25 protein-coding genes are annotated in these 24,938 nt (G+C 59.7%); 7 read left to right on the top strand and 18 right to left on the bottom strand.

Annotated elements, in window-relative coordinates; genetic code table 11:
* Nucleotides 1-79 precede the first annotated feature (79 nt).
* Nucleotides 80-964, bottom strand: coding sequence for a LysR family transcriptional regulator (locus PQR53_RS12435; RefSeq protein WP_408453729.1), 885 nt, complete (start codon nucleotides 962-964; stop codon nucleotides 80-82).
* A 151-nt stretch (nucleotides 965-1,115) separates the two neighbouring features.
* On the opposite strand from PQR53_RS12435, the gene PQR53_RS12430 reads away from it, so the two are divergent.
* Entirely contained in the window at nucleotides 1,116-2,147 is a 1,032-nt protein-coding gene (locus PQR53_RS12430; RefSeq protein ID WP_408453727.1) for an NAD(P)H-quinone oxidoreductase, read from the top strand.
* A gap of 152 nt (nucleotides 2,148-2,299) precedes the next feature.
* The gene (locus tag PQR53_RS12425) at nucleotides 2,300-4,264 is read left to right on the top strand and encodes a caspase family protein (RefSeq protein WP_408453724.1); all 1,965 of its coding nucleotides are present in this window, start codon (nucleotides 2,300-2,302) and stop codon (nucleotides 4,262-4,264) included.
* A gap of 89 nt (nucleotides 4,265-4,353) precedes the next feature.
* On the opposite strand, the gene PQR53_RS12420 is transcribed toward PQR53_RS12425, so the two are convergent.
* Nucleotides 4,354-5,118, bottom strand: coding sequence for a helix-turn-helix domain-containing protein (locus tag PQR53_RS12420; RefSeq protein ID WP_408453721.1), 765 nt, complete (start codon nucleotides 5,116-5,118; stop codon nucleotides 4,354-4,356).
* 93 nt (nucleotides 5,119-5,211) lie between these two features.
* Between PQR53_RS12420 and PQR53_RS12415 the strand changes: the two genes are divergently transcribed.
* The 3 genes from PQR53_RS12415 (at nucleotide 5,212) to PQR53_RS12405 (ending at nucleotide 7,001) form a co-directional block, all read left to right on the top strand.
* Entirely contained in the window at nucleotides 5,212-5,793 is a 582-nt protein-coding gene (locus PQR53_RS12415) for a cyclase family protein (RefSeq protein ID WP_408453718.1), read from the top strand.
* 26 nt (nucleotides 5,794-5,819) lie between these two features.
* Nucleotides 5,820-6,317: a flavin reductase gene (locus tag PQR53_RS12410; protein WP_408453715.1), complete on the top strand. Its 498-nt coding sequence runs from the start codon at nucleotides 5,820-5,822 to the stop codon at nucleotides 6,315-6,317.
* A gap of 180 nt (nucleotides 6,318-6,497) precedes the next feature.
* Nucleotides 6,498-7,001, top strand: coding sequence for an SLOG cluster 4 domain-containing protein (locus PQR53_RS12405; protein ID WP_408453712.1), 504 nt, complete (start codon nucleotides 6,498-6,500; stop codon nucleotides 6,999-7,001).
* 75 nt (nucleotides 7,002-7,076) lie between these two features.
* On the opposite strand, the gene PQR53_RS12400 is transcribed toward PQR53_RS12405, so the two are convergent.
* From PQR53_RS12400 to PQR53_RS12370, 7 genes are all read right to left on the bottom strand, one after another.
* Nucleotides 7,077-7,763 (bottom strand): orotate phosphoribosyltransferase, encoded by a 687-nt coding sequence (locus tag PQR53_RS12400; RefSeq protein ID WP_408453709.1) that lies wholly within the window; start codon nucleotides 7,761-7,763, stop codon nucleotides 7,077-7,079.
* Between the two features lie 110 nt (nucleotides 7,764-7,873).
* Nucleotides 7,874-8,929 (bottom strand): dihydroorotase, encoded by a 1,056-nt coding sequence (pyrC, locus tag PQR53_RS12395; RefSeq protein ID WP_408453706.1) that lies wholly within the window; start codon nucleotides 8,927-8,929, stop codon nucleotides 7,874-7,876.
* Nucleotides 8,930-8,956: 27 nt separating this feature from the next.
* The gene (locus PQR53_RS12390; protein WP_408453703.1) at nucleotides 8,957-10,210 is read right to left on the bottom strand and encodes an allantoate amidohydrolase; all 1,254 of its coding nucleotides are present in this window, start codon (nucleotides 10,208-10,210) and stop codon (nucleotides 8,957-8,959) included.
* Nucleotides 10,211-10,297: 87 nt separating this feature from the next.
* Nucleotides 10,298-11,248: a dihydroorotate dehydrogenase gene (locus PQR53_RS12385; protein ID WP_408453700.1), complete on the bottom strand. Its 951-nt coding sequence runs from the start codon at nucleotides 11,246-11,248 to the stop codon at nucleotides 10,298-10,300.
* Nucleotides 11,241-12,089, bottom strand: coding sequence for a dihydroorotate dehydrogenase electron transfer subunit (locus PQR53_RS12380; RefSeq protein WP_408453697.1), 849 nt, complete (start codon nucleotides 12,087-12,089; stop codon nucleotides 11,241-11,243). The genes PQR53_RS12385 and PQR53_RS12380 overlap by 8 nt, the downstream gene beginning before the upstream one ends.
* Before the next feature lie 69 nt (nucleotides 12,090-12,158).
* Nucleotides 12,159-13,415, bottom strand: a complete 1,257-nt coding sequence (locus tag PQR53_RS12375; RefSeq protein WP_408453695.1) for an MFS transporter — start codon at nucleotides 13,413-13,415, stop codon at nucleotides 12,159-12,161.
* A 340-nt stretch (nucleotides 13,416-13,755) separates the two neighbouring features.
* On the bottom strand, nucleotides 13,756-14,814 hold the full coding sequence (locus PQR53_RS12370; protein WP_408453693.1) for a porin: 1,059 nt from the start codon (nucleotides 14,812-14,814) through the stop codon (nucleotides 13,756-13,758).
* A gap of 267 nt (nucleotides 14,815-15,081) precedes the next feature.
* On the opposite strand from PQR53_RS12370, the gene PQR53_RS12365 reads away from it, so the two are divergent.
* On the top strand, nucleotides 15,082-15,990 hold the full coding sequence (locus PQR53_RS12365) for a helix-turn-helix domain-containing protein (RefSeq protein WP_408453690.1): 909 nt from the start codon (nucleotides 15,082-15,084) through the stop codon (nucleotides 15,988-15,990).
* A gap of 78 nt (nucleotides 15,991-16,068) precedes the next feature.
* Here PQR53_RS12365 and PQR53_RS12360 read toward each other — a convergent pair whose 3' ends face one another.
* From PQR53_RS12360 to PQR53_RS12320, 9 genes are all read right to left on the bottom strand, one after another.
* Nucleotides 16,069-16,392 (bottom strand): hypothetical protein, encoded by a 324-nt coding sequence (locus PQR53_RS12360; protein ID WP_408453687.1) that lies wholly within the window; start codon nucleotides 16,390-16,392, stop codon nucleotides 16,069-16,071.
* 254 nt (nucleotides 16,393-16,646) lie between these two features.
* Entirely contained in the window at nucleotides 16,647-17,030 is a 384-nt protein-coding gene (locus tag PQR53_RS12355) for a nuclear transport factor 2 family protein (protein ID WP_408453685.1), read from the bottom strand.
* A 218-nt stretch (nucleotides 17,031-17,248) separates the two neighbouring features.
* Nucleotides 17,249-17,842: a hypothetical protein gene (locus tag PQR53_RS12350; RefSeq protein WP_408453682.1), complete on the bottom strand. Its 594-nt coding sequence runs from the start codon at nucleotides 17,840-17,842 to the stop codon at nucleotides 17,249-17,251.
* 523 nt (nucleotides 17,843-18,365) lie between these two features.
* On the bottom strand, nucleotides 18,366-19,193 hold the full coding sequence (locus PQR53_RS12345; RefSeq protein WP_408453679.1) for an amidohydrolase family protein: 828 nt from the start codon (nucleotides 19,191-19,193) through the stop codon (nucleotides 18,366-18,368).
* A complete protein-coding gene (locus PQR53_RS12340) occupies nucleotides 19,190-20,269 on the bottom strand; it encodes a threonine aldolase family protein (RefSeq protein ID WP_408453676.1) in 1,080 nt (359 codons plus the stop codon). Before PQR53_RS12340 ends, PQR53_RS12345 begins: the two co-directional genes overlap by 4 nt.
* An 18-nt stretch (nucleotides 20,270-20,287) precedes the next feature.
* Nucleotides 20,288-21,022 carry an amino acid ABC transporter ATP-binding protein gene (locus PQR53_RS12335; RefSeq protein ID WP_408453673.1) on the bottom strand — a complete coding sequence of 245 codons (735 nt, stop codon included), beginning with the start codon at nucleotides 21,020-21,022 and terminating at the stop codon, nucleotides 20,288-20,290.
* Nucleotides 21,023-21,039: 17 nt separating this feature from the next.
* Complete coding sequence (locus tag PQR53_RS12330; protein WP_408453670.1) at nucleotides 21,040-21,726, bottom strand: amino acid ABC transporter permease; 687 nt, start codon at nucleotides 21,724-21,726, stop codon at nucleotides 21,040-21,042.
* A gap of 8 nt (nucleotides 21,727-21,734) precedes the next feature.
* Nucleotides 21,735-22,511 carry an amino acid ABC transporter permease gene (locus tag PQR53_RS12325; protein WP_408453667.1) on the bottom strand — a complete coding sequence of 259 codons (777 nt, stop codon included), beginning with the start codon at nucleotides 22,509-22,511 and terminating at the stop codon, nucleotides 21,735-21,737.
* A 55-nt stretch (nucleotides 22,512-22,566) separates the two neighbouring features.
* The gene (locus tag PQR53_RS12320; protein ID WP_408453664.1) at nucleotides 22,567-23,505 is read right to left on the bottom strand and encodes an amino acid ABC transporter substrate-binding protein; all 939 of its coding nucleotides are present in this window, start codon (nucleotides 23,503-23,505) and stop codon (nucleotides 22,567-22,569) included.
* A gap of 97 nt (nucleotides 23,506-23,602) precedes the next feature.
* Here PQR53_RS12320 and PQR53_RS12315 point away from each other — a divergent pair, with 97 nt between their 5' ends.
* Complete coding sequence (locus PQR53_RS12315) at nucleotides 23,603-24,592, top strand: LysR substrate-binding domain-containing protein (protein ID WP_408453661.1); 990 nt, start codon at nucleotides 23,603-23,605, stop codon at nucleotides 24,590-24,592.
* Nucleotides 24,593-24,938 lie beyond the last annotated feature (346 nt).

Here is a 24,938-nt window from a genome sequence, read left to right as displayed (position 1 = left end):
GATTGAACGGCTGACACTCTGCACAAATCTGCGCTGGGGCACGTAATGCGACACATAGCCGCAGCCAGGTCGCGTGCGACTATTTGGCGTGGGTTGTGTGATCTTCGAACGCGGAGACGATGCCGTCGATCATTGCTGTAATGCGCGCGGTATGCCGAAGATCTTGATGTGTGACGAGCCAGATTTCATAGACCGCCCCACGTGCGGGTTCTGGCCAGATCTGCACGAGACCGTCATGTTCAGCCAGATGGATTGGAAGCTCACCGATGCCGAGGCCGGCCTTTACCGCGGTACGCAACATGAGGCTGGAATTGAAGGTCGATACGATGCGTCCAGCGTGTATCGGTTCGCCGGCAAGCGTCGGTGACCGATTCCCGGTCCAGCTTCCCTGATAGACGACAAGATCGTGGCCCACGAATGCAGAACCAGCGGCAGGTTTGCCGTGCTGCTCGAGATAGGCATTCGATGCGAAGAGCGCCATGGGCCAGCGAGCCAGGCGCCGTGCGACAAGATCGGGATTATCCGGCCTGACCGAGCGGACCGCGATATCCGCTTCACGTTTTGCCAGACTCAGCATGCGCGTCGACGTGTCCAGCAGCACGCGCACTTCGGGATGCGCGGCATGCAGGCGTTCGATCGCGGGGAACAGGAATTCGAGCGCGATCGAGTCGGTGCTGGTGACTCTCACGTCCCCCGCAAGCCGTGTATCCGTGCCGTGAATTCGTCTGACGAGTTCGTGTGCGGAGTGTTCCATTTTCTCCGCCGATCTCAGCGCGGCCTCGCCTGCGGCGGTCAACGCGTAACCCTCTGAGGTGCGCAGGAAGAGCGTTGCACGCAGGACGTGCTCTAGCGCCGCAATCCGTCTGCCGACCGTCGCCTGATCGAGATTGAGCGTCCTGGCTGCTCCACGGAGCGTTTTTTCACGCTCCACCGCGAGAAACACTCGCGCGTCATCCCAGTTCATCGCGCCGCCCTCCTGATGCAAATTTGCATCTCACCACGTGAATAATGCTGCACGGATTCATCAATGTCGATGCCTATACTGAACCCAAGCGTTCCTCGTTCAATGATCCTCCCGGATCAATCGAGCCTCACCCATAGAAGGAGTGGTATCCATGTCTGCTTCAACTTATCGTGTGCCGTCGTCCATGACGGCCATTGAGATCAAACAGCCCGGCGGTCCTGAAGTTCTGGTGCCGACTACGCGCCCGGTGCCGATGCCGGCCGCCGATCAGGTTCTGATCCGCCTCCACGCGGCTGCCGTAAACGGCCCAGACGTTTTCCAGCGCAAAGGGCTGTATGATCCGCCCCCCGGCGCTTCGGATATTCCTGGGCTGGAAGTGGCGGGTCAGGTGGTTGCCATCGGCGCCGACGTGTCCCAATTCAAGATCGGCGAACTGGTGTGTGCATTGATTCCCGGTGGCGGCTATGCAGAATATGCTGTCGCGCATGCTTGCAACACGATGCATATCCCCAAAGGCCTGACCTTGGTGGAAGCCGGGGCCATGCCCGAAACGTTGATGACGGTATGGCTGAATCTGTTCCAGCGCGGCAAGCTGGTTGCCGGCGAATCGGTGTTGATCCATGGCGGCGCGTCCGGTATCGGAACAACGGCGACCATGCTGGCGAAGGCATTCGGCGCGGCGAAAATCATCACGACAGTTGGCTCGGAGGCGCACCGCGAGGCCAGCCTGGCGCTGGGGGCAGACCTCGCGATAAATTACCGTGAGCAAGATTTCGTCGCCGAAACGAAGCGGTTTACCGATGGAAGAGGCGTCGACGTGATCCTCGACATCATTGCCGGCGACTATGTAGCTAGAAACTACGACGCCGCAGCCATGGACGGACGGATCCTCCAGGTGGGCGTGATCAAGGGGCCGGCGAAGGATCTCAACGTCTTGCCGATGTTGACGAAGCGTCTGACCCATATGGGCTCGACATTGCGATCGCGCACCTCCGCGGATAAGGCAACTATCATCAATGAACTGGAGCGGCAGGTCTGGCCGCATATCGAGAGCGGCGAGATCAAGCCGGTTGTCTATAAGACCTTTGCGCTTGCCGATGCTCGCGGCGCTCACGAACTGATCGATTCCGGCACACACTTTGGAAAGATTGTCCTTACGACCGGTGCCGATCTGATGGGCTGAAGCCTGGCTTGCCGCCGAAGCGGCAAGTAACGGCGGCCAGCTTACTTATCGTCAACTGCACAGCGATCGGCAGCAGCCGCCGCCACTGTATCGCCATTCGCAAAACGGCGACGTAAGATGACGAAGAATCCGGCATGTCAGGACCATCGACCATGATTACGCGCCGTGCGTTCGTGAAGAACCTGCCCGCGCTCGCCGCGGCATTTGCTGCCGCGCCAGCGCCGACATGGGCAAGCGAGAACGCGTCCAAGGTAAGCCTCGTTGTCGGCAACAGCGCTTACCCCGGCATGCAATTACGCAATTCAGTGAACGACGCCCGCGCCGTGAGCGGCCTGCTTGCCTCGGCTGGCTTCAACGTGGACATGCAACTGGAAGTGACACAGCGCGCGTTGATCGAAGCCGTTGAGCGTTTCGGCAAGGCGATCAAATACGGCGGCACGAAACTCGCTGTCTTCTTTTACGCGGGTCACGGCGTGCAACTCGACTGGCGAAACTACCTGCTGCCTGTCGACGCGCGAGTCAGTACGGGCGATGAACTGAAGGCCCGCTGCGTCGATCTCGGCCTGTTGCTCAATGCGTTCGCCGACGCGAAGGATAAAACTCATGTCGTGATTCTCGACGCCTGCCGTAACGATCCATTTGGAGGCAGCTATAAACCCGCGCAAGCCGGTTTGAGTCAGGTGGATGCCCCCGTCGGAAGCCTCCTCGCGTATTCCACGTCGCCGGGCAGCGTGGCTTTCGATGGCGATCGGAAAAATGGCCTCTACACTGAAAATCTCATTCGCGAGTGGTCGCGCCGCGACGCGAATCTGGAGAACGCACTCAAGCGCGTACGCCTGAACGTTCGGCTCGAATCGCAAGGCAAACAGATTCCCTGGGAATCGACTTCGCTGGAGAGCGAAGTCTTCATTTTTGACAGCGGACGCAAGCAACTGACCGACGCCGAACTCGAGAACTACGTCAAGGAGGATCTGGCCGCCTGGGAGCGCATCAAGTCCTCGCAGAACGCCGACGACTGGGTCGAGTATTTGCGCAAGTTTCCCGATGGACGGTTCGCGGAGATCGCTCAGTTCCGGCTGACGCGGTTGCTGGCAAGCAGGCAGTCGACGTCGGTCGCTGCCGCCGATGTGGGCCCAGCGAGCGCCGCAAGTGCTGCGCCGAATGGGCAGCCCTCACCCGCCCAAGCGGCGGCGACTGCAACCACGGCCCCATTGAACCCACCCGCGGGCGCGACCACAGCGGCAAGCGCGTCGACGACGGTCTCCTCGCAACCTGCAGTCGCAGCGGCGGCCCCAGTCACAACAGTGCCGGCGACCATTGCGGTGGCCGCTCCGGCCGCGGGTTCAAATTCGCCTCCGGTCGCAGCCTCGCCCGTATCCCCGCCGGGGTCAGCGACGGCATCGACAACCTCGATTGCGTCCGAAGCGTCGGCGGCCGTAGGAGTCTCGAGCGCTTTGGGAATTGCGGATAACCCGGCGGTCGTCATTGTGCCCGGGGGGCGCGCGCCTCGGCTCACACCGATGTCTGCAAATCCATTTTCGGCGGGACACTATCCGTTGGCGCGCCTCTTTTCCGTCGGCGACGAAGTCACCTATCGTGTGAGCGACATACTGACCGGCGTCGAAAGCTCTCGCTATCGCATTCGCATTACGCACGTCGACGAGAGCGCGGATATTGTGGAAGGCAACAACGGACGCTGGGTGTTCGACTCGATGGGCAACGAGATTGCTACTCCGAATGTCGGAAGGCATGCACCTGCGCAAAGGGTCCCTGCGGAGCTTCAGATTGGAAAGCGATGGAGCGCCGCATGGACCGTGCCTAACTCTCGATTCGGAGATCGAAAGGTCGAGCTGAATCTGGTGATTGCCGCGCGCGAAGTGACGCGCGTCTCGGATGTCGAATTTGACGCCTTTCGCATCGAAGGCCGCGGAAACCTGCTTTACCCCAGCGGTAATTTTCGACGTCTCGAGCAACGTTACTGGATCGTGCCCGGACTCAATTTTCATGTGAAGGCAGAGTACGTTGCGTATGCGCTGTCGTCGGTGGTACCTGCGGTTGTCGAGCGCAACGAGATGGTCTCTATGCGCCAACAGAGGGTCGGCCAGATCGCGGGCTGATGAGTCGTGATGCGCCACGCTAACTATGTGCGGCCAGATCGAAGCCATCCACCTACCGCGCAATTCTCAAGGCTCACGGCTCGAGAGCGTCATGGTGTCATCTGAAGTCGACTCGGCGGGTACCCATAGAACTTCTTGAACGCCTGTGCGTACGCGCCTTCGGTCGAATATCCGACTGCCAGAGCGATGTCGAGGAGGCGCATGCCACACGCGTGCAGTTCAAGAGCCTTTGTCATGCGAACTCTGTTGCGCCATTGCTGGAACGACATCCCAGTGGACGCATTGAAGCATCGTTGGATTGTCTTCGCACTGGCGCCCACGTCTTGAGCCCAGTCATCGAGCGACCTGGAGCTGGACGGATTACCTTCGATTTCGCGGCAAATGCGCGCGATCCGTTTGTTAGCGGGAATAGCGATTTCCGACGACATGCACGGCGCCCGTTCGATCTCTCCAACAAGGACCCGTGCCTTCGCATCAGCAAGACTCGCCTCATGGCTCTCGCTCGACCAACGCTGCGCGTCGAGGATCAACTCGCGCAACAGCGGTCGCACCGACATGACAAAAACCGAGCCGCTCGAAAAGAAAGCAGGCTCGATATACAGACTGTGATAGCGAAAACTGCGGTCGATCAACACCGCGTGCGCAATACCGTTAGGTACCCACGCTGCGCGATCCGGGGCGAGCCGAATCATGCTGTTGGCCGTCTCGAGAAGCAGGCCGCCGAGTTCCGGATAAATCAGTTGGCCATGTGCGTGAACGTGAGCCAGCGCTTCTGACGATTTCCCGCGACGTACGACAGAACTCACGGGCAGATGGCCTGCACTGTCGCAATTGCGTGGGCGGGTTGTATTCATCTGTCGCTTTTCGATCGATTGTTGGCCTTTCTTCAAGGGCCTGAAAAATGGAGAGCAGCTACATTTTACTCACCTTTTAACGGGAGATTTCGAATGTTTGTAGACCTCACTCTTTCAATTGCACAGGACGATCCGGTCATTGGCAAGGCAAGCAAGGATCCAGCGAGCTACATGTCGCAAGGTCATGTCGGCACCCATCTCGATGTCAATTTCGGTCACACCAGCCCTCCCAAGGAATTCTGTCTGCGGCGCGGTTGGGTCGTGGATGTCAGCGACAAGGCAGATGTGGAAATCGACGAGACCGTTCTAAAAGACATCGACTGGTCCGAAGGCGATTTCATCATGTTTCATACCGGGCAGACCAGAAGATTCACTTACGGAAGCAAGGAGTACTTTAAGGATCATCCGCAATTGAACTGGGATTCGATAAAGTCGATCGCGAGCCGCAGGCCGAGCTTTATCGGACTGGATTTTCCCGGCTTGCGGCGGGGCCCGGAACACAACATCGCCGACGCTATTTGCGCGGAGCACGGTGTCTATGTGATCGAAAATCTCGCCAATCTGGATAGCCTGCTGGCCGAAAGCAACGGAAGCGCATTCGAGGTTGTTACTGGATGGACGGGTTTCAATGGAGCAACCGGCCTATCGTGCCGCGTAACTGCGATTGTCAGGTAACTGCACGCGTGCCGGAGGCAAACACCATGACACAACCCTCTGAAACTCGAATCGATGCAGCGGGGTTTCGCAATGCGATGGCGAGGCTCGGCGCGTCGGTGCACATCGTCACGAGCACCGGTCCGGCTGGAACTGTCGGGCTGACCGCATCGGCGGTGTGCAGCGTCACCGACTCACCTCCAACACTATTGCTGTGCGTGAACCAGAGTTCTTCCGCACATGACCCGCTCACCTCGAATGCGGTCTTGTGTGTGAACACGCTCAGTTCGACACAGGAAATGCTGTCACGCCGCTTTAGCAGCCGGATACCGATGTCCGAACGCTTCGCCGATGCACGTTGGCATACGCTTAGCACTGGATCGCCGGTTCTCGACGATGCATTGGTCTCGTTTGATTGCAGGATCGTAAGCTCGACACGTTACGGAACCCACAGCGTGATCGTCGCCCAGGTCGTGGAAGCATGCGTCGGAGAGCACGCAGCGCGCGGACTGATGTATTTTGACCGGTGCTATCACGCAGTCTGACGAAGATTAGCAACGCTACGTTTCACTCGCCGCCTGCCGCTATAGGGAGAGTCAATACCGCGTATGGCGGCAGGCGTAGTCGGGAGCATGAACCTATCGATGGGTGATAATGCACGGCGCTAATAATTTGAAGCCCTTTTTTTGGAGCAAGCCAGAATGCGAATAAGGACGGTCGGGGTAATGGGCTCCGGAAAAAACCCATGGTCAGATCTCGCGGAGCCGCTCGGCCGCTGGATTGCCATGGCCGGTTATAACGTACTGACTGGCGGTGGTCAGGGCGTCATGTTGGCGGTCGCGCGGGCGTTTTGCAGCGTGCATGGGCGCACCGGCCGATCCGTCGCAATCTTACCGACGCGTGTGGACCCTCTGGCCGGTTTCGTACCGCTCGCCGGATATCCGAATCCCTATGTCGACGTGCCGATCATCACGCCGTTGCCGCGCCGCGAACCAACTGCCGCCCCCGACGCGCTCAGCCGAAACTATGTGAACATTCTCAGCAGCGACGTCGTGATTGCACTGCCTGGCGGCCCAGGCACAGTCGATGAGATTTTGCTGGCACAGCGCTTTCAGAAGCCATTCGCCTGCTTCGGACCCGAGCAGGAATTTCGAGCAATGGGATATGACGGGCAATGCCTGTCGTCGCTCGATCAGATTAAAACCTTCGTCGACTCGACGTTCGCGTGACCCATAGCACAGCGCATTGCCCTACAAAACGATGCGAGTCTAATTTGCCTTGCTGGCGTGTGCTATCCGGCAGGCTTAACGTCGCATCCAGACGATCCCGCCATGCGCGTGAGACCAGGCAACCGGGTCCCTGAGGTACGCTTCAAGTTCGTTCAGTGAGCGTTCGTCGACAAGCCCATCACATCTTGCAGCCACCAGAACATCTTGCCAGGTCGCCAATGAATGGACGGTCACGCCCCATCGTTCAAGTACTTCCGCCGTCGGAAACACTCCGTAGTCGAAAATAACGAAGATGTCTTTCACCTTTGCGCCGACTTCGTTGAGCGCACGGCAAAACTCACGCTTCGACTCTCCAGCGGCCATCAGGTCGTCAATCAGCAGTACGCGATCGCCGGTTTCGACCACCCCCTCGATTTGCGTCGACGGACCCAGACCTTTGGCCTTCTTACGCACATACTGCAGCGGCAACTTCAGAGTGTCGGCGATCCAGGCAGCCAGTGCTATGCCACTGGACTCCGCGCCCACAATGGCATCAATGCCTTCCAGACAATTGCGGTCACGCAGAAGTCGCAGGCTTTCGCTCACCAGGTCATACCGGAGCTTTGGAAACGAGATGAGGCGCCGGCAGTCCATGTAAACCGGACTGGTCCACCCTGACGGCAGGCGAAACGGCTCGTCGACGCGAAACTGAACACAGCCGGCTTCAATGAGTGCTTTCGCGACGGTGGTGGTGAGCGCGAGCTCTGTGCGTGAAATCGACATACAAACTCCAATACTTGTTATGGCGTACGCTACGGCCTACTGCGCAACGGCGTTCCGCTCTTCATCGGTCCCCGCGACGGCAATCAGACTGGCCAGACTTCCATGACAGTTCAAGTGCTCAAATGGGCGACGAGCCGCCAGGACAATGCGCCGTCTCCCATGAACGTTTCAATTGATTGGCCGTCACCGAGCGCAACACTTCGTGGAGCCTCATTGCGTTCACGAATCAGTGTGACGGTGCCATCGTTCGGCGGCAGGCCGTAAAAAAGGCGGCCGTTCTCGCTCGCGAAAGCTTCAAAGCGCTCAAGCGCGTGCTCCTCGTCGAACACCGTCAGGTACGCCTCGAGGGCCGTCGGTGCGCTGAAGATACCTGCGCAACCGCACGCAGCTTCTTTCGCTCCGCGCTCGTGCGGCGCCGAATCGGTGCCGAGGAAGAACGAGCACGAGCCCGAGGTCGCGACGCGCCGAAGCGCAAGTCGATGCTGCTCGCGCTTAAGTACCGGCAGACAGTAATAATGCGGACGCAATCCTCCCGTGAACATCGCGTTCCGGTTGAAAAGCAGATGCTGCGGCGTAATGGTCGCGGCGAGCCGGCCACTGGTATCCGCATCCACAAAGTTCGCGGCCTGTTCGGTGGTGATGTGTTCGAGCACGACCTTGAGCGCGGGAAACGTCTCGAGCAAAGGCTTGAGCGTGCGGTCAAGGAAAACGGCTTCCTTATCGAAAATGTCTACACCTGGGTCCGTGCTCTCCCCGTGGATCAGAAGCGGCATTCCCATTTCCTGCATGACGTCGAGAACCTTCGCGACTTTCTCGATTCCGGTCACACCATACTCGGAATGCGTGGTCGCGCCGGCGGGATAGAGCTTCACCGCCGTGAATACCCGTTCCTCGAATCCCGCGCGGATTTCGGCGGGATCCGTGCTGTCACACAGGTAGCACGCCATCAACGGCTCGAATACTGTACCCGTGGGCAATGCATCGAGAATGCGCTCGCGATACGCACGCCCAGCCGACACGGTCGTAACCGGTGGCTTGAGGTTGGGCATCACAACGGCGCGGCCGAACTGGCGCACCGAATACGGCAGCACCGTTTGAAGCATTGTGTCGTCGCGCAGGTGCAGATGCATGTCGTCCGGGCGGCGGAGGGTAACTGACTGAACCATGACTGTTCCTTGACCGATGCGGACTTGTTAGAGATGGTCGATGGTGTCGGCAAGCACACGCACGCCAAGCATGAAATCGTCGATGTCCATCGCTTCGTGCGGATTGTGGGAGCCGTTCTCGTTCCGGATGAACAGCATGCCGCTGGGGATGCCCGCATTTGCAAACAACGACGCATCGTGTCCCGCGCCACTGGGTACGGTTTCATACGGCGTCCCCATGCGCTTGCACGACTGGGCGAGCTCGGTGCAAATCCTCTCGTCCATCGTGGCGGGCGAAGACTCGAGCCGCCGGTCGAACTCAAATTTCACGCCACGTTCGCGCGAAATCGACGCGCACTCGGTACGCATCAACTGATAAAACCCTTCGAGCGTGTCGTGACTCTTGCTGCGCGCTTCGAAGCTGAAGTGGACCGTGCCTGGAATACGCGAGATGGAGTGCTCGGACGGATCGGTCCCCACGACGCCCGTCGTCACGACCAGATCGATGCCGCGTTCGAGCAGCACGCGCCAGTGCTCGTCGAGCCTGGTGATCAACTCCGCGACGGCAAACATCGCATCGTGACGCAGCCAGCGAGGAACCGCACCCGAGTGACCCGCCTCACCGGCACAGGTGATCCGGTTGTGCCGGACGTTGCCACGAATGCCCGGAACCACCCCGAGCGCAATCTTGCGGGCAACCATGATGGGACCCTGCTCGATATGCAGTTCAAGATAGGCCTTGGCCCTGGATTTATCGAATAGCGTTTCCTGCGACGCAATGGCGGCGGTGTCCGCGCCAACCTGTTCCATGTAGCTCGCGAGCGATTTGCCGGACGTTCGGTGCTTGAGTTCAAGGTCCTGAGCGGAGAGCTTGCCGAAGAGGGAGCCTGAACCCATATAAGCCTTGCCGAACCAGGCGCTCTCCTCCCCGCGAAAGGCAACGACGCGCAGCGGCGTATCTGACAGTTGGCCACTCTGCTTCTGCGCAACAAGACAAAGTAAGCCCGCGATGATGCCCGCAAGGCCATCAAAGTTGCCGCCTTGAGGTACCGAATCCAAATGCGAACCGACCCACACCGCCGGGCGCTGCGCGTCGCTATCAGGCAGACTGAATATGAGGTTGGCGGCGCGATCGACCTCGACGTGCAACCCCTCCTTGTCGGCAAAGTGCCGCAGATAATCGGCCGCCGCGGATTCGCCCTCGCCATAGCTGTCTCGCGTGACACCTACGCCGTCGAATGAGAGTTCGCGAATATCATCGAAGAGCTTCTGCGCGAGCCCGGTAAGCTCAAGTATTTCCATGATGCTGTCCATTTGCACAATGAGCCGGATCTATCCGGCGCTTAGTGAAGGCAGGCGGTGAGTGAGCCGCCTTCACGCATCGAGGATTCAGCCCGACTGTTGCGCGAACCGCAGCCAGCGGTCACTCAACTGACGGTCCAGCTTCACCTGGCCAGTCAGGTCCCGAATGCTCTCAACGCCCATTTCCGTGCAGTACGCGTCAAGTCCGTCGATGATCTTCTGCATGACACCCGGGTCACGAAACGATGCCGTTCCAACCTGCACAGCACTGGCACCCGCGAGCATGAATTCGATGGCGTCTTCGGCGGTCTGGATACCGCCGCAGCCGATAATCGGAATCCGCACCGACCTGTAGCACTGGTGCACAAGACGCACGGCGATAGGTTTGATGGCGGGACCGGACAAACCACCCATCACGTTGCCGAGTTTCGGCTTGCGGGTTCTAACGTCGATAGCCATGCCGAGCACCGTGTTGCCCATTACGATGGCGTCGGCGCCGGCGTCTTCGGCTGCCCGTGCGACGGCCGCGATATTGCTCGCGTTAGGCGTCAGCTTGACCCAGAAGGGGTGATTGGTGCGCCGGCGAATTGCCGACACGGCCTTGTAGGTCGTATCGGGCAGCATGGCGAATGCCATGCCGTCTGCTTCAAGATTCGGGCACGAGATGTTCGCTTCGATGGCTGCGACTTCCGGCAACGACATCTCCTCGCAGGCCTCGGCAAACTCGTCGGCGGTATCGGCTGAAATGGAAACGACAACGGGCGTATTGAACTCGAGATAGGGCGGCAGCACTTTCTCGCGGTAATACTCGAGTCCCTTGCTCGGAATGCCAATCGAATTGAGCATACCGCTGTAGCTATCCGCCACGCGCGGCGTGGGGTTACCCGCGCGCGAGGTGGGCGATACGCTCTTCACCACGAGCGCACCAAGACGATTGAGGTCCAGCGCTTCCTGATATTCGATCGCAAAACAGCCTGACGCCGGCATGACGGGGTTGCGCAAAATCATGTCGCCAACCCGGGCAGTTAAATTAGCCAAATTCCACCTCCCCAACCACCTCGCGGATGGGAAACACAGGGCCTTCGCGGCAGACGCGAAGGAATTTGCGCTCACCGTCGCAATCGAACAACCTGACGCATGACAGGCACACGCCCATGCCACAGGCCATGCGTTGCTCCATGGCGACTTCGGCGGTGATTTGCGGATAGTCGGATAGCACGCGCTGCAACAGCATCAGCAGACGATGCGAACCACAGGTGTACACGGCGTCAGGACGCTGCGCCTCGATAAGCTCGCGAAGCAGCACCTCCATTGCCTCGACCGAAGAGGTTCCGTCCGCATCGAAGACACTCCGGACATCCGCCCTCGCCCCGCGCAGAAACTCTTTCTCCATCAGGTCTGCCGGTGAACGCGCCGACATGACGGCCGTGATGTCGACACCCGCGCCATACGCTTCCTTGATCAGTGGGGCCATCGTGGCGAGGCCAACGCCACGCGCAACCACGAGAATGCGGCGATAGTTGGCGCTGAAGGTAAAGGTGTTGCCTAGCGGCCCGACAATCTCCATGTGGCCACCTTCGAGCAAGGTCGCCATCGCCTTGGTGCCAACGCCCGTGACGTTGTAGAGAAACTCGATACGGTTGTCTTCGGGACCTGCGCCATAGACACTCATTGGGCGCAGCAGGAACGGTTCATGTTCCGGCGAAGTTGGGCATTTGAGCTGATAGAACTGCCCAGCCTTCGTGATCCGCGCAATGGGTGCGTCTGCTTCCAGACGGATGTACTTGTATCGTTGATTGACCCAGTAGTGCTCCGCAACTTTGCAACGATAGGAAGCGACAGTGGCAGCGTTCTCGACGCTGCACGGGCTTGCTGACATGATGACTCCACTCTTCAATAACGCCACGAACCAGACGGGGAACAGAAAGGTTCGCGGCAAACTGCCTGGTTATTCCAGTTCCGCGCCCTTCAACTCCGGAATGAGAAAGATAGTTGCCCCCATGTCGAGCAGGTAGAGGCCTGCGAGCAGGGCAATCGCGAGTTGAAGCGAATAAGCCGCGGCGATACCGCCAACGACGATGGGACCCAGTCCCCCCACCGCACGGCCGATGTTAAAGAGAACGTTCTGTGCGGTAGCGCGTGCGGCTGTCGGGTAGGCCTCCGAGATCAGCGCACCATAGCCGCCAATCATGCCGTTGACGAACATGCCCATGAGCGCACCAGCCCACAGCATCACACCCGGGTCCGAGAGCTTCGAGTAGGTGATCACCATCGCCACCGCGCCGGCCTGGAAGAGCAGGAAGGTCGGCTTGCGTCCAATGCGGTCCGCCAGATGGCCGAAGAGATAGACACCGACCATCATTCCAACGATGGTGACCGACGTCCACAGCGCCGACTTGGTGAGCCCGAATCCAAGTGTTTTGGCGAGGTAAGTCGGCAGCCAGATCATGATGCCGTAGTAGCCGAAGTTCTGGATCGAACACAAAATGACAATGCCAACGCTTGTGCGAGCCGTTCTTCCATCGGCGATGAGTAGCTTGAATGCATTGGGCTTCCTGACCGATGTCTTCGCATTGCGCACAAACACTTCGGGTTCGTGCAACTTGTTACGCACAACCCATGCAACGAGCGCCGGCGCGACACCAATCAGGAACATTCCACGCCAGCCGATGTGCGGAAGCAGCAACGGCGTGAGCAAAGAGGCAGCAAGCACGCCGCTCTGCCAGCCGAGCGCGACATACGACGACACGCGAGCGCGATGCTTTGCGGGCCATGCTTCAGCCGCCAGCGCCATGCCGATTCCAAACTCTCCACCCAGACCGACACCCGCGACCGTCCGGTAGGCCAGCAAATCCCAGAAGCCATGAGCGAAAGCACACAAGCCGGTGAAGAGCGCAAAAATCACGATGGTCCACGTCAGAACGCGGATCCGGCCGAACCGGTCGGCAAGCGCGCCGAACAGGATTCCACCGGCAACTGCGCCAATCAGCGTCCACGTGACCAGCGCACCCGACTGCTGCGTGCTTAGATGCAGGTCCAGCGCGATGGCAGGCAGCATGAACCCGAGGATGAGCAGATCGAATCCGTCCATCGCGTAGCCGATTGCCGAACCGGCGAGTGCCTTCCACGCGTACTTGTTGGGACGGTGGTCGTCCGCGACTCCCGCGATGGCATGGTGCCCCGCCGCATTTGCATTTGCTTCCATTACATCCTCCGTGTGGAGACTTCCTTTCCTGCAATTCGAAAGAGGTCTTATAGACCAGGCGTCAAACCACGACGCCACCCGTACAAAAAAATAGACAACCAGCGCGTCGGAAACCATCCCAGGTAACATCACCCGGGAAACTTCGTGCGGTGTACTGTTTGACGACGGCCTCGGGTCTCGAACTGCGTGGAAGGGTCGCTGTCTCGGCAGTTGAACTCTGGTGGTTCAGCTTCTCGTCTAAATATTTAGACTACGCGGTTTTAGCGCACCCTGCAACGCAATTTCTGTCAGTGAAAACCCGTAAGCACGAATTGGCCAGGCAGCGCACGCGCCACGCCCTTCAGAAGTTGTGGCGAAGCCCCGCGCCGTAAGTGAGTCCTGTGGACTGGCTGGCGTAGTGGTCGTATTTGAACGCGGCGTACACGTCCGTGCGCTTCGAGAGCGGGTAGTCGTAGCCGACTGCCCAGGTGGTGCGATGAATGTCGCCACTGTTCGGCCCAGTCGACTTCGAATAGACGAAGTCTCCGAGTACCGACCCGACGCCCACGGGTACGGAGACGCCAAGCTGCTCCGAGTTTGTCGTTGCCGTGCCGAGCGTAGCGTTGTCGCGGATGTTCATGTAGCCGGCGAACACCCGAACAATATTGAAGTTGTAGGACCCATCGAGTTGAATCGTCTCCTGACTCTTCAGTCCTGGGACGGCCGGCAACGCCGTAGCGATGTCCCCCGCCGCATTGCTGTAGTTGATGTACTGGTAATTGGCCGCCAACTGGACCGGGCCGTTCGCATAGTTGAGCGTTCCGCCCCACTTATGCGCACCGGCCTCGCCCGCGGTATTGCCGAACGAGTATATGAGCGTGCCGTTCAGGCCGCGAACAGTTGGCGATGAGTACGCCACGGCGTTATTCCAGCCGGAATCGCCCACTACGCCCTGCGGACCTAGCCCCTTGTACGTGTGGAAAATCCACGGCGAGAACGTATAGGAATTAAAGAAGGGATTGAGGTTGATCGTGGAAATGTACAGAGGCGTTGTCAGCCTCCCCGCGCGAATGGAACCATACGGCGTAGCAATGCCGAGGTACGCGTTGCGGGAAAAGAAGCTGTCGTTTGTGAAGCGGCCGTACGTGCCGTTCTGAGGCTGGAAATAGCTCTCGAGCACAAAGAATGTGGAATAGCCGCTGCCCAGATCCTCGGTACCGCGAAGTCCCCAATAAGACGTGGACAGCCCCCCGCCTTGAGTCACCACGGCCGCGGGAGCGCCAGGACTTTTTACGGAGCCGACAAATGCGTCGACCAGGCCGTAAAGCTGCACCGAGGATTGCGCGAACGCCGGCGCGCTCAGCGCGGCAGTGCCGAGAAGACAAAGACTCGGCAGGAGTTTTAATTTTGCACCAGACATGAAAAGCCTCTTGTTCGTTTCTGCTGACAGCCGCGTGGTCTTCCGGCCTGCGTCGCCCATATCGCGAACGCACACCGGGCATCTGTGGCGCGCCCCGTAGGCCGACGTCACACAGAAATCTTGCGACCGTCTAAATAAAACGACAAGTGTACAAAATTACTAAATCTATAGAATTTCGGCAAAAACGACCCGGGATTTTCCCTGGTATTACCGTTTGAAAGGCAGCATGAGGTACAATTCGTTTGTATTTTTATACGAGGATGTATCGTGGCCGACGTTCTAGGTTTCCGCAAAACAGCGCCCACTTTCGACTTCCTCGCTATCGGCGAGCGCCTGCGTGCCTACCGCATGGCTCGCGGACTTCGCTCCGACGACATTGCCGAACGGCTGGCGATTTCCCGGGCAGCCGTCTACAACCTCGAGCGCGGGGAAATCGTCAAAATCGAAACGCTCGAACGTCTGGCCGCATTGCTGGAAGTCACGCTTCCGAACCTGCTCGGTGTCGAGTCCGAATACCACGATTCTGCGGTCAGCTACTTTGAGCGCATGCGCCAGCTCGAATCACGCTCCACGCGCATCCTGGCGAACTTCGATCCGATTTCATTCCTGCTGACCTCCGAGGCTTACGCGCAGTATCTGCGCTCCATGCTCGAGGAAAGCGTTCCGGCCGAACTCACCGATGAAAGCTCGAAGCGGATTAATAGCGATGTTCTGAAAATTCTGTCCGCCCGGCGCAAGTTGTTTGAACAGCAACGCCCGAGCATTCTCAGCCTGATCGGACTTCGACAGATCGAGCAGTTCCTGCACCATGGTCTGGTGGGTCGTTTAGGCCTGCCTTCGGGCGTGCAGCTTGAACGCAAGCTCGCTGCGCGCAAGGAAGTCGCACACATGATCGACGTGTTGAATAGCGACCCGATTGGCGTCCAGGTCGGCATCGTGACCGACAACCTGCCGAGCGAGACCTTCCAGATTTTCGAGGAAGCGGGGAGTCAGCACGTGGCGGTATCGCCATTCCGGCTTGGCGAACTCCCCAACGTACGAACCGGCATTGCGACGATTACAACATCGGCGGATGCAGTCGCGATGTATCGCGGTTTGATCGAACGGCTTTGGATCGGCGCCGCCAAAGGACGTGACGGCGCAAAACTCCTGCAGTCGTTGCTTGACCGTAGCTAGTGCGTCACTGCATGCCTGCTGCCCACGAGCTTAGGCACAGCAACGATGCGGTTGGCGCACAAGCCGTTACGCGCGCCGTCAAACAACAATGCTTGGCGCCAACTGGGTGGCAAATGCATTGAGCGCCTCCAGAAAGGCGGCATCCGACGCTACGCTGGCATCTTTCAGCGCTTTCGTATCCTTTCTCAACTCTGCAAGAAAGTCGTCCATGACTTCCGCCGACACCGCCACACCTTCATGGCGTTCACTGAACGCGGCCGCCCGCTCCGCGAGTAAGACGAGGGCGGCCGATTCGCGTCCGGAAACCGCGGCCGCATCCCGGCACTGCGTTGCAAACTGATGGATATCCGAGAAACCAACGTGGGGGCGCTCAAGCCAGCCACTTGCGAGTTGCAGATTCATTTCGCGTCCTTGAACGATTAGGAACAGACGCCGCCTTGGTTATTGCTGAACCCGTGGCAGGTCGTCAAAACGACATCATGCGCTCGTCTAAAAAAAAAGACAACCTTACGGATGTCCGATTCCCTGCGCGCCCGCGAAGCGTCCCGCGCCAACCTCACCGGTGGTCACCGCTGGCGGCATAAGCAAGACCGTCACGGACCTAATCTCGCCGCTATCAGGAACTGAGCAGGCTTATCTCGCCCCCCAACGCGACGTCACGCGATCGGCTGAACCCATTGACTGCGCCAGGCCGGTGCTTCAAAGGGCTCCGAAAAATACTGGGTCTCGTGAACGACCTTGCCGTTGCGGAATTCCATAATGCTCACCGTGTAAGCCGCCTGCCCCGTATAGGCGATGCTGTATTCCGTGACCCACAGATTGCCTTCTCCCTGAATCCGCCTCACATCGAACCCTGACGGCTTATCTGGATGATGGCCTCGGAGTGCCTGCAAATTAATTCGCCCGACGATCCGTTCACCTGATTGCGGATAGTCACAGATGACATCGTCATCGTAAATATCGTGTTCCGCGTCGAGATCGCCGGCCGCCGATGCGTGCCAGTGCGCATTCAGCGCCTCACGTATTTGTTCTTCCTGCATGGCGTGCCTCCGGATACGGTTCGTACTTTGCGGAATCAACCCCGGGCTGACCGTCCTGACGACTTCGTTGAATCCGCACGGGTAGTGGCAACTGTATCGAGAATCAGCGTCCCCGACAAAGTCGCGTCGAAGTGACCATAATCCATCAACACGTAATCCGCCAGCCGCAATGCCCAAAGCACTGCGGCCAGAAGGACCATAGGCATCCGGGGACGCGACTAGCGGAAGCCGAACATCACGACCTTTTTCCCTTCGAATCTTTCCTGCACACCTTGCTCGCAATACGATGGACAAGTGATGCCGTCCGGGGTCTCGCCTGACACGGTGATCGCCTTGGACACAACCGATTCGATGAGCATCCCGTCCTCAGCGACGACCATTTGCAGATCGGTCTCGACGCCGGCCGGCACGGGTCCGCCGGCGGTATAGACGATTTTCATGGTGCCGGTGCAATCGGAGTTCACCGTGTAGGTTCCGCTCTGGTTCGGATTGAATGTAGTCTGCCCCCCTTTCGGCAGCCCGGCGATCACCCCGTAGTCGGTGCGCGAAAAATTGCCCGCGCCGTCGAACGTAACCAAGGCGACGTCATCAAGGATCGACGTAGAGGCGAACGCATGCACCTTACTATCCGGACCTATCAATCCAAGAATTTCTCCGTGACCGATAAAGCCATACGGTCCCTTTAGCGTTGCGTTCGAGCAAAGGCCGCGGGAGCCACCGGGACCGCCGGGACCGCCGGCCTGCGCGGCGCCACTGAGCAACAGAAGTGCAACGGCGGTGGCTGACAAAATGCCTGAATGCCAGACTTTCATGGTCATCTCCTTCACTGAATCAGGCGCACAACATCACAGCGCGCAGGGACCCATTGCCTGGCGGGATGAGGCACCCAATTCAAACAGATGAAATTAAAAATGGCCGGGGTGATCCGGGGTGATAGCTGGCTGCCGCCGTTTGCGCAACGAGCGATAAGAGAACGAGGGGCCGTTGCTGCGGCCGGCTGTTCCCGGGAGCGAGGCGAGAGAGCCCAAGCATGGGCCAACGTCATTGAATGGCGAGACGCTTCACCAGGCAGTCATTTTTTGCCCGGTGTCGGCGGACACGTGCAGAAAGGGTGCAAGACAGTCCGCGCAATGGTGACTTCGTGAGTCGTCCACGCTTTAAAGTCGCTTAGTAGGACTAGCGTAATCCACCCGATTCGCGAGTGCCAAATGAATATCGGACAAAAGGCAGGCGCATTCAGATCGCGCGGTGCGAACAATGTGCGATCGCTGAGTAGCGGACGACTGTGCGGACCTCACTGAATCGGAATTGACCGCAGTCGTCCCTATGCAACTACTACACAAAATCAAATAGTTTTGCCGGATTCTCGACCAGGATCTGCCGCCTGATTGTTGGCGAACTCAGCCACGCAGCCTGCGTCGCCGCGGTCGCTCGAGGCGCCGGCGTCGGCAGCATTGACGTATGCGGCCAGTCACTGCCCCACACGAGCCGATTCGGCGCAACGCGGATCCAGTACTGCGCGAGAACATCGACATCCTGATAGCCGTCAGCGGCCCCAACCAGAGAGTCGAGGTACGGCGCAGACAGTTTCAACCATGCACGGCCCGCTCGCAGCCATTCGGTCACGAGTCCGCATGCTGGATGCGCCAATGCGCCGCGAAGCGGCAACCGCGCAAAATGATCGAACACGAACTCGGTCGGCAAACGGTCGAGCAGCGTGCGATGTTCGACGATCTGCGCTGCGGTCCAATGCAGTTGCAAATGCCAGCCGAGAGCATGCACACGGTGCGCCAGCGCCTCGACCATGTCGAAGCGGGTCGGCGCCTGATCCGGCGTATAGAGCGTGAAGCGGATGCCGCGAATCCCGCCCGCATGCAGTGCTTCGAGCTGCGCATCGGTCACATCGGTCCGCAGGGTCGCGATACCGCGTGCGCGATCGGGGCCGAGCTGGCGGATCGCATCCAGCGTGACCGCATTGTCGACGTCGTAGTTGCGTGGCGTGACGACGACCGTGCGCGACGTACCGAAATGCGGTTGCGCCCTTCGGTAATCGTCAACAGTTGCCGGAACGGACGACATGTCGTCGGCGGCGAGCGTCTCCTTGAAACGCGGATCGAAGATGTGGATGTGTGCGTCGCACGCGTTCGCGAATGCGTCGCTCATGCAAGAACGCGTTGCTGCAGCACCTGAGCGAAGGCTTCGGTGGCATGCGCGATGTCGTCGTCTTCGATATGGCGATGGGTGACGCAACGAAGCATCGCATTGCCCGACGGTCGGGTCAACACGCCGTGCTCGCTCAGCGCATCGACCCATTGATGGCTCGTCATGCCCGTGCCACCGATTTGCACCTGCACGATGTTGGTATCGGGCGCACTGGCTGCGAGCGGCGCGCCAATCGCGTTCAAGCTGTCGCTCAGTGCGCGCGCCTTGACGTGGTCCTCGGGGAGTCGCGCGCTCATCGTGTGCAGCGCCTCGAGCCCGGCCGCCGCCATGATGCCCGCTTGCCGCTGCGTGCCGCCCAATACCTTGCGATACGCGCGCGCAACCGCAATCGCTTTACCGCTCGCTGCGAGCACCGCGCCGACCGGCGCGCTCAATCCCTTCGACAAACACAGCGACACCGATTCCGCGTGCTGCCCAAGTGCGGCCGCCGGAATACCCAACGCCGCTGCAGCATTCATCAAACGCGCACCGTCAATATGCACCGGCACGCCTGCGCGCTGCGCAAGCGCATGGACAGCCTGCATGTGATCGAGCGGCAAAACAGCGCCACCTGCATTGTTGTGTGAGGTCTCCATCGCGATCAGCCCGACACCGATCCGGTACGCGCCCGGACTGACCGCCGTTGCAAGCCGGTCCAGATCCATCGCGCCCGCTTTGCCTTCGACCGGCGTGTAGGCGAGTCCGGCGAGCAGAGAGCCGCCGCGTTCCGTCGTGAACATATGCGCGTTCGCTTCCAGCACGACTTGCTGATGCCGCTGCGTATGCGCGAGCACCGCGAGCAGATTCGCCATCGTGCAGGTCGGCACGTAGAGGCCGGCCTCCTTGCCGAGCATCGTCGCGACGGCTGCTTCGAGCTTCAGTACCGACGGATCGCCATCCAGACCATCATCGCCGACCGGCGCCTCGCGCATCCGCTCGTACATGGCCTCGGTCGGGCGGGTTACGGTGTCGCTGCGCAGATCGGTCAGGCGGGCGTGGCGCGCGTAGCGGGAATCGAAAACGGGAAAGTCCTGCATGTCGGTTCTGTAATAAGGCTAGTGGTGAAGGAGCTTCGACAGGAAATAACGCGAGCGCTCGCTGCGTCCTGTCGTGCTGCCGAAGAAGTCGTCTTTCGGGCAATCCTCGATGATGCGGCCGCCGTCCATGAAGACGACGCGATCCGCGACGCGTTGCGCAAAACCCATTTCGTGCGTGACGACCATCATCGTCATGCCTTCGCGGGCGAGATCGGTCATCACATCGAGCACTTCATTGACCATCTCGGGGTCGAGCGCGGAGGTTGGCTCGTCGAACAACATGACGCCCGGATCCATCGCGAGCGCGCGCGCAATCGCGACGCGCTGCTGCTGGCCGCCGGACAGCGCGCCCGGATACTTGTCGCGATGCGCGGCGAGTCCGACGCGTTCAAGAAGCTCCATCCCGCGCTTTCGCGCTGCCTCGCGGCTGCGTTTGAGCACGCGTGTCTGCGCGAGATTCAGGTTATCGAGTACGCTCAGATGTGGAAACAGTTCGAACCCCTGAAACACCATGCCGGCTTGCGAGCGGATCTTGCGCAGATCCGCTCGCGGGCCCGTCACGTTCATGCCGTCGATGCGGATATCGCCTTGCTGCACGGCCTCCAGACCGTTGACGGTCTTGATGAGCGTCGACTTGCCGGAGCCTGAAGGGCCGCACACGACAACAACCTCGCCGCGCGCGACCCGCGTGCTGCAATCGCTCAGTACGCGAAACGCGCCATACCACTTGCTAACGCTATCTATCTGAATCATGAGTTCATCCTGACTGATCAATGCGCATGCCGCGCGACGTCGAAGCGTTTGACGACACGCGACGCGCTGAAGCAGATGACGAAGTAGACCGCGGCGGCGAACAGATACATCTGCACCGTGCTGCCGTCACGCGATGCGATATCGGACGCGGCGCCGAAGAAATCCGTCATCGACAGCACGTACACCAACGACGTGTCCTGAAAGAGCGTGATGACGCGCGTCAGCAAGGCTGGTGTCATATTGCGCAACGCCTGCGGCAATATCACCGTGAGCATCGTCTGGCGCTGCGTGAGGCCGAGCGCGAGCGCGGCCTGCATCTGCCCTTTCGGTATCGAGGCGATACCAGCACGCATGATTTCGCAGAAGTAAGCCGATTCGAACAATGTGAACGTAATGACGGCGGAGCGATAGGCACCGACTTCGATGGGTGTGGCCGAGTGCGTCAGCCATGCGCCCACATACGGCGCGAGAAAGTAAAACCAGAAGATAACCAGCAGCAGCGGCACCGACCGCATGCCGTTCACGTACAGCGTGGCGGGTACCGATATCAGCTTCGACGACGACATGCGGCAGATTGCGAGCAGCGTGCCGAGAACCAGCCCGAATACCGCCGCGAACGCGGTCAGCGTCAGTGAGAAGGTCATGCCGGTTTCGAACAGATACGGCAGCGCCGCGACGATTTCATGCATTCCCGATGGCAACATCACCGTTCCTATGACTGTTCGACTTCGGTGATCGCAAGCGCGCCGGACGCCGTGCGCGACCGGGCAGCAGGTGTTGCGACCCTACGCTCGAAGAGCATCAGCCCGTACACGACAATCGTGTTGATCACGAAGTAGATGATGGTGGCAGCGCTGAACGCCTCGAAGATATGAAAACTGAACTCCTGCATCGAACGCGCCGCGCCAGTGAGTTCAATCAGACCGATCGTCATCGCCACCGACGATCCCTTGATCATGCTCATGAACTCCGATGTGAGCGGCGGGACGACGACACGAAACGCCTGCGGCAGGATCACGAAACGGTACGCCTGGAAGCCGGTGAGACCGAGCGCGAACGCGGCTTGCCGCTGCCCCGCACGCAACGCGCGAATGCCGGAACGCAGCGTTTCCGCAATGCGCGCCGTCTCATAGAAGCCGAGGCACAACAGCGCCGGAAAAAACTGGTTCCACGGCTGCGGCATCTGCTTGATCGCCGTGCCGAGCGCCTTGGGCAGCAACTCGGGCAGCACGAAATACCAAAGGAACATCTGCACCAGCAACGGCACATTGCGGAACACTTCGACGTAAGTTGCGGCCGCTGCGCGCGCTGTTTTTGATTCGACGGTGCGCATCACGCCAATCGCCGAACCGAGCAGCAACGCGAACACGTAAGCGCAGACCGACAACGCCATCGTCCAGCCCGCGCCGATCAGAAGCGTTTGCAGATAGGAGTGCACCCCATCGGGCGACAGATCGTTAAAACTGGTCCAACTCCACGGGTAGTTCATGGCGGTTCAGGATCGTGATGATGAGGCGCCGCTCGGATAGCAGCGCGTGTCTGTCTTATGGATTCACGGTATAGGCCGCAGGATCGCCCGAGTCCGATGGGTGCTCGATTGCATGCTTCAGTTCCGCGCTCATCGGGTACTTGAGGTTCACGCCCGCGGGCGGCACCGGCGAGTTGAACCACTTTTCGTAAAGCGGGACGATCTGCTTTGTCTTCATCAGATCAAGCACGGCGTTGTCCACGGCCTGCTTGAAACGCGCGTCGTCTTTCGGCTCGACGATGCCGTACGGCGCGAGCAGCATCGCCTTCGTGCCGATCGTGTAGTCCTGCGCTGCGCCGGACGTGGCGACGAGCGCGTACGCAAGACCGTCGTCGGTCGATACGGCCATGGCACGGCCGGTCTTGACGGCGATGAACGACGCGGCGGTATCGTTGACGGGCAATACGGAAATGTTCAGATGCTGCTGGTTGCTGATCTGCTGGATGATCTGCAGGTCGAGGCCGCCGGCAAGGCTCGTCACCGTTTTGCCGGCGAACGCGGCGGGGTTGTTCACGTCGAGGTTGCTGTCCTTGCGCGCCATCAACACGACCTTCGTCACGAAGGTCGTGGGCGAAAACGATACGAGCTTGTGGCGTTCGACCGTGTTAGTAGTGTTGCCGCATTCGAGATCGATCGTACCGTTTTGCAGCAGCGGCAGACGTGTAGCCGAGGTCACCGGTACGTAGCGGATCTTTATCTCGGGCAGCGCAAGTTCCTTCTTCAGATGGTCCGCGATGCGCTGACAGATCTCCACCGAATAGCCGACCGGCTGATGTGCGTTGTCCAGATAGGCAAAGGGCAACGAACTGGTGGGATAGCCCACCGACAGCGTGCCGGTTTGCTTGATGCGGTCGAGGCGGCTAGGTGTATCGGCGTGCGCGCCGGACGTCAGACCGATTCCCGCGATTGCGGTGGCAAGCAGCCCGGCGGTTTTAAACATCGAAAGTGCATTCATGTTCTTGGTTTTCGTCAGAAGTCGTTGCGCTCGCCGCTGCGAGCTGCCTGGTTTGTCATTGGAAGCGCGGCGCCTGGGACCTGGCGACGTCCTCAATATGGGTCGCCATTATGCTAAAGTCCAATACTTGTATCGCATCGTTCAATTCAAATCTGATATGCCAAATCTCAAGCTCGGAGTGCGCCATATCGAGGCGTTTCGCGCTGTCATGTCGACGAATTCGATGACGACCGCGGCGCGGGCAATGCATACGTCGCAGCCGCAGGTCAGCCGGCTCGTCTCGCAACTGGAGGCGATCACCCAGTTTCCGCTCTTCGAGCGCAATGGCAGCCGGCTCAGTCCGACGCAGGACGGGCTGCGTTTTCATCGTGAGGTGGAGCGGACTTTCGCGGGTCTCGCCGAACTCGAATCGGTCGCTGCAAATATCCGTTCGTTCAGCGCGGCGCGCTTGAGCGTCGCGGCCATGCCCCGGCTCGCTGGCGATCTGCTAGTGAAAATCGTCGCGCAGTTTCACGCCGCGCATCCCGACGTCCTGGTGTCGATTCATTCGGGTAATGCCGTGTCCGTGAAGGACTGGGTGCGCTCAGGGTTTTGCGATACCGGGCTGGCGCTTCTCACGGGCGAGGCGCCCGGCCTTCGCGTCGAATCGATCGCGACGCTGCGCTGCGTGGCCGTGCTGCCGAACGCTCATCCGTTGTGCCGCTTGCGCAAACTCAATCCGGCGCACTTCGCCAATCAACCCTTCATCGCGCCGACCGGTGAAAGCCTTTTGCGCTCCACCATCGACGATGTATTCGCAGCCGAGCATGTGTCGAGACACATCGTCGCCGAAGCGAGTCTCGGTTCGTCGGTATGTGCGATGGTGCGCGCGGGCATGGGAATCAGCCTCGTCAATCCGCTCGCCGCAAGAGATGAGTACCTCAGTGGCGGAATCGAGATTCGACCGTTCACGCTCGACATACCGAACGAGATAGCCTTGCTCTATCCGCAGTATCAGGCACAGGCGCGCCTCGTCACCGCGTTTTCGCAAATCGCACGGCCGGTCATCCGTAATGAGATGGCATTGCTAAGGAAAGCGGTCTCGTAGCGACGGGATTCACGCCTTCGCTTCAACTGCGGATCGTGAGACTCCGTAGCTCATGGCGCAGAAAGCTTCCGAACCATCCGTCGACAGACGGCTCCGGCGAGTGGTTGTTAGCAAGCATGGTTCGCGCGGCATCCATGCGGGCGTTCTCGACACGTTCTGCGGGTGAGATCCTTGCGTCACGCGTGAAGACACGGGTGAAGTTCCGAAGGCTCGTCCTGGCAACGGAGGCCAGAGCGCCGATCGATCTTTCCTGTGACGCTCGATTGCGGATTGCTGTATCCCAACCTCCTTCGCCTCTGTGCAAACATTTGTGCGCGCTGAGACAAGTATGCGGAATTTCGTCTAT

The sequence above is a fragment of the Paraburkholderia fungorum genome (assembly GCF_046027605.1).
Taxonomy (GTDB): domain Bacteria; phylum Pseudomonadota; class Gammaproteobacteria; order Burkholderiales; family Burkholderiaceae; genus Paraburkholderia; species Paraburkholderia fungorum_F.
The sequence above is the reverse complement of the archived record's forward strand: the minus strand, read 5'-3'. Positions and strand labels throughout refer to the sequence as shown.

Excerpts from the sequence above, each read along its gene's own strand:
- PQR53_RS12435 (WP_408453729.1), bottom strand. The coding sequence starts at position 964 with ATGAACTGGGATGACGCGCGAGTGTTTCTCGCGGTGGAGCGTGAAAAA.
- PQR53_RS12430 (WP_408453727.1), top strand. The coding sequence starts at position 1,116 with ATGTCTGCTTCAACTTATCGTGTGCCGTCGTCCATGACGGCCATTGAG.
- PQR53_RS12425 (WP_408453724.1), top strand. The coding sequence starts at position 2,300 with ATGATTACGCGCCGTGCGTTCGTGAAGAACCTGCCCGCGCTCGCCGCG.
- PQR53_RS12420 (WP_408453721.1), bottom strand. The coding sequence starts at position 5,118 with ATGAATACAACCCGCCCACGCAATTGCGACAGTGCAGGCCATCTGCCC.
- PQR53_RS12415 (WP_408453718.1), top strand. The coding sequence starts at position 5,212 with ATGTTTGTAGACCTCACTCTTTCAATTGCACAGGACGATCCGGTCATT.
- PQR53_RS12410 (WP_408453715.1), top strand. The coding sequence starts at position 5,820 with ATGACACAACCCTCTGAAACTCGAATCGATGCAGCGGGGTTTCGCAAT.
- PQR53_RS12405 (WP_408453712.1), top strand. The coding sequence starts at position 6,498 with ATGGGCTCCGGAAAAAACCCATGGTCAGATCTCGCGGAGCCGCTCGGC.
- PQR53_RS12400 (WP_408453709.1), bottom strand. The coding sequence starts at position 7,763 with ATGTCGATTTCACGCACAGAGCTCGCGCTCACCACCACCGTCGCGAAA.
- pyrC (WP_408453706.1), bottom strand. The coding sequence starts at position 8,929 with ATGGTTCAGTCAGTTACCCTCCGCCGCCCGGACGACATGCATCTGCAC.
- PQR53_RS12390 (WP_408453703.1), bottom strand. The coding sequence starts at position 10,210 with ATGGAAATACTTGAGCTTACCGGGCTCGCGCAGAAGCTCTTCGATGAT.
- PQR53_RS12380 (WP_408453697.1), bottom strand. The coding sequence starts at position 12,089 with ATGTCAGCAAGCCCGTGCAGCGTCGAGAACGCTGCCACTGTCGCTTCC.
- PQR53_RS12375 (WP_408453695.1), bottom strand. The coding sequence starts at position 13,415 with ATGGAAGCAAATGCAAATGCGGCGGGGCACCATGCCATCGCGGGAGTC.
- PQR53_RS12370 (WP_408453693.1), bottom strand. The coding sequence starts at position 14,814 with ATGTCTGGTGCAAAATTAAAACTCCTGCCGAGTCTTTGTCTTCTCGGC.
- PQR53_RS12360 (WP_408453687.1), bottom strand. The coding sequence starts at position 16,392 with ATGAATCTGCAACTCGCAAGTGGCTGGCTTGAGCGCCCCCACGTTGGT.
- PQR53_RS12355 (WP_408453685.1), bottom strand. The coding sequence starts at position 17,030 with ATGCAGGAAGAACAAATACGTGAGGCGCTGAATGCGCACTGGCACGCA.
- PQR53_RS12350 (WP_408453682.1), bottom strand. The coding sequence starts at position 17,842 with ATGAAAGTCTGGCATTCAGGCATTTTGTCAGCCACCGCCGTTGCACTT.
- PQR53_RS12345 (WP_408453679.1), bottom strand. The coding sequence starts at position 19,193 with ATGAGCGACGCATTCGCGAACGCGTGCGACGCACACATCCACATCTTC.
- PQR53_RS12340 (WP_408453676.1), bottom strand. The coding sequence starts at position 20,269 with ATGCAGGACTTTCCCGTTTTCGATTCCCGCTACGCGCGCCACGCCCGC.
- PQR53_RS12335 (WP_408453673.1), bottom strand. The coding sequence starts at position 21,022 with ATGATTCAGATAGATAGCGTTAGCAAGTGGTATGGCGCGTTTCGCGTA.
- PQR53_RS12330 (WP_408453670.1), bottom strand. The coding sequence starts at position 21,726 with ATGTTGCCATCGGGAATGCATGAAATCGTCGCGGCGCTGCCGTATCTG.
- PQR53_RS12325 (WP_408453667.1), bottom strand. The coding sequence starts at position 22,511 with ATGAACTACCCGTGGAGTTGGACCAGTTTTAACGATCTGTCGCCCGAT.
- PQR53_RS12320 (WP_408453664.1), bottom strand. The coding sequence starts at position 23,505 with ATGAATGCACTTTCGATGTTTAAAACCGCCGGGCTGCTTGCCACCGCA.
- PQR53_RS12315 (WP_408453661.1), top strand. The coding sequence starts at position 23,603 with ATGGGTCGCCATTATGCTAAAGTCCAATACTTGTATCGCATCGTTCAA.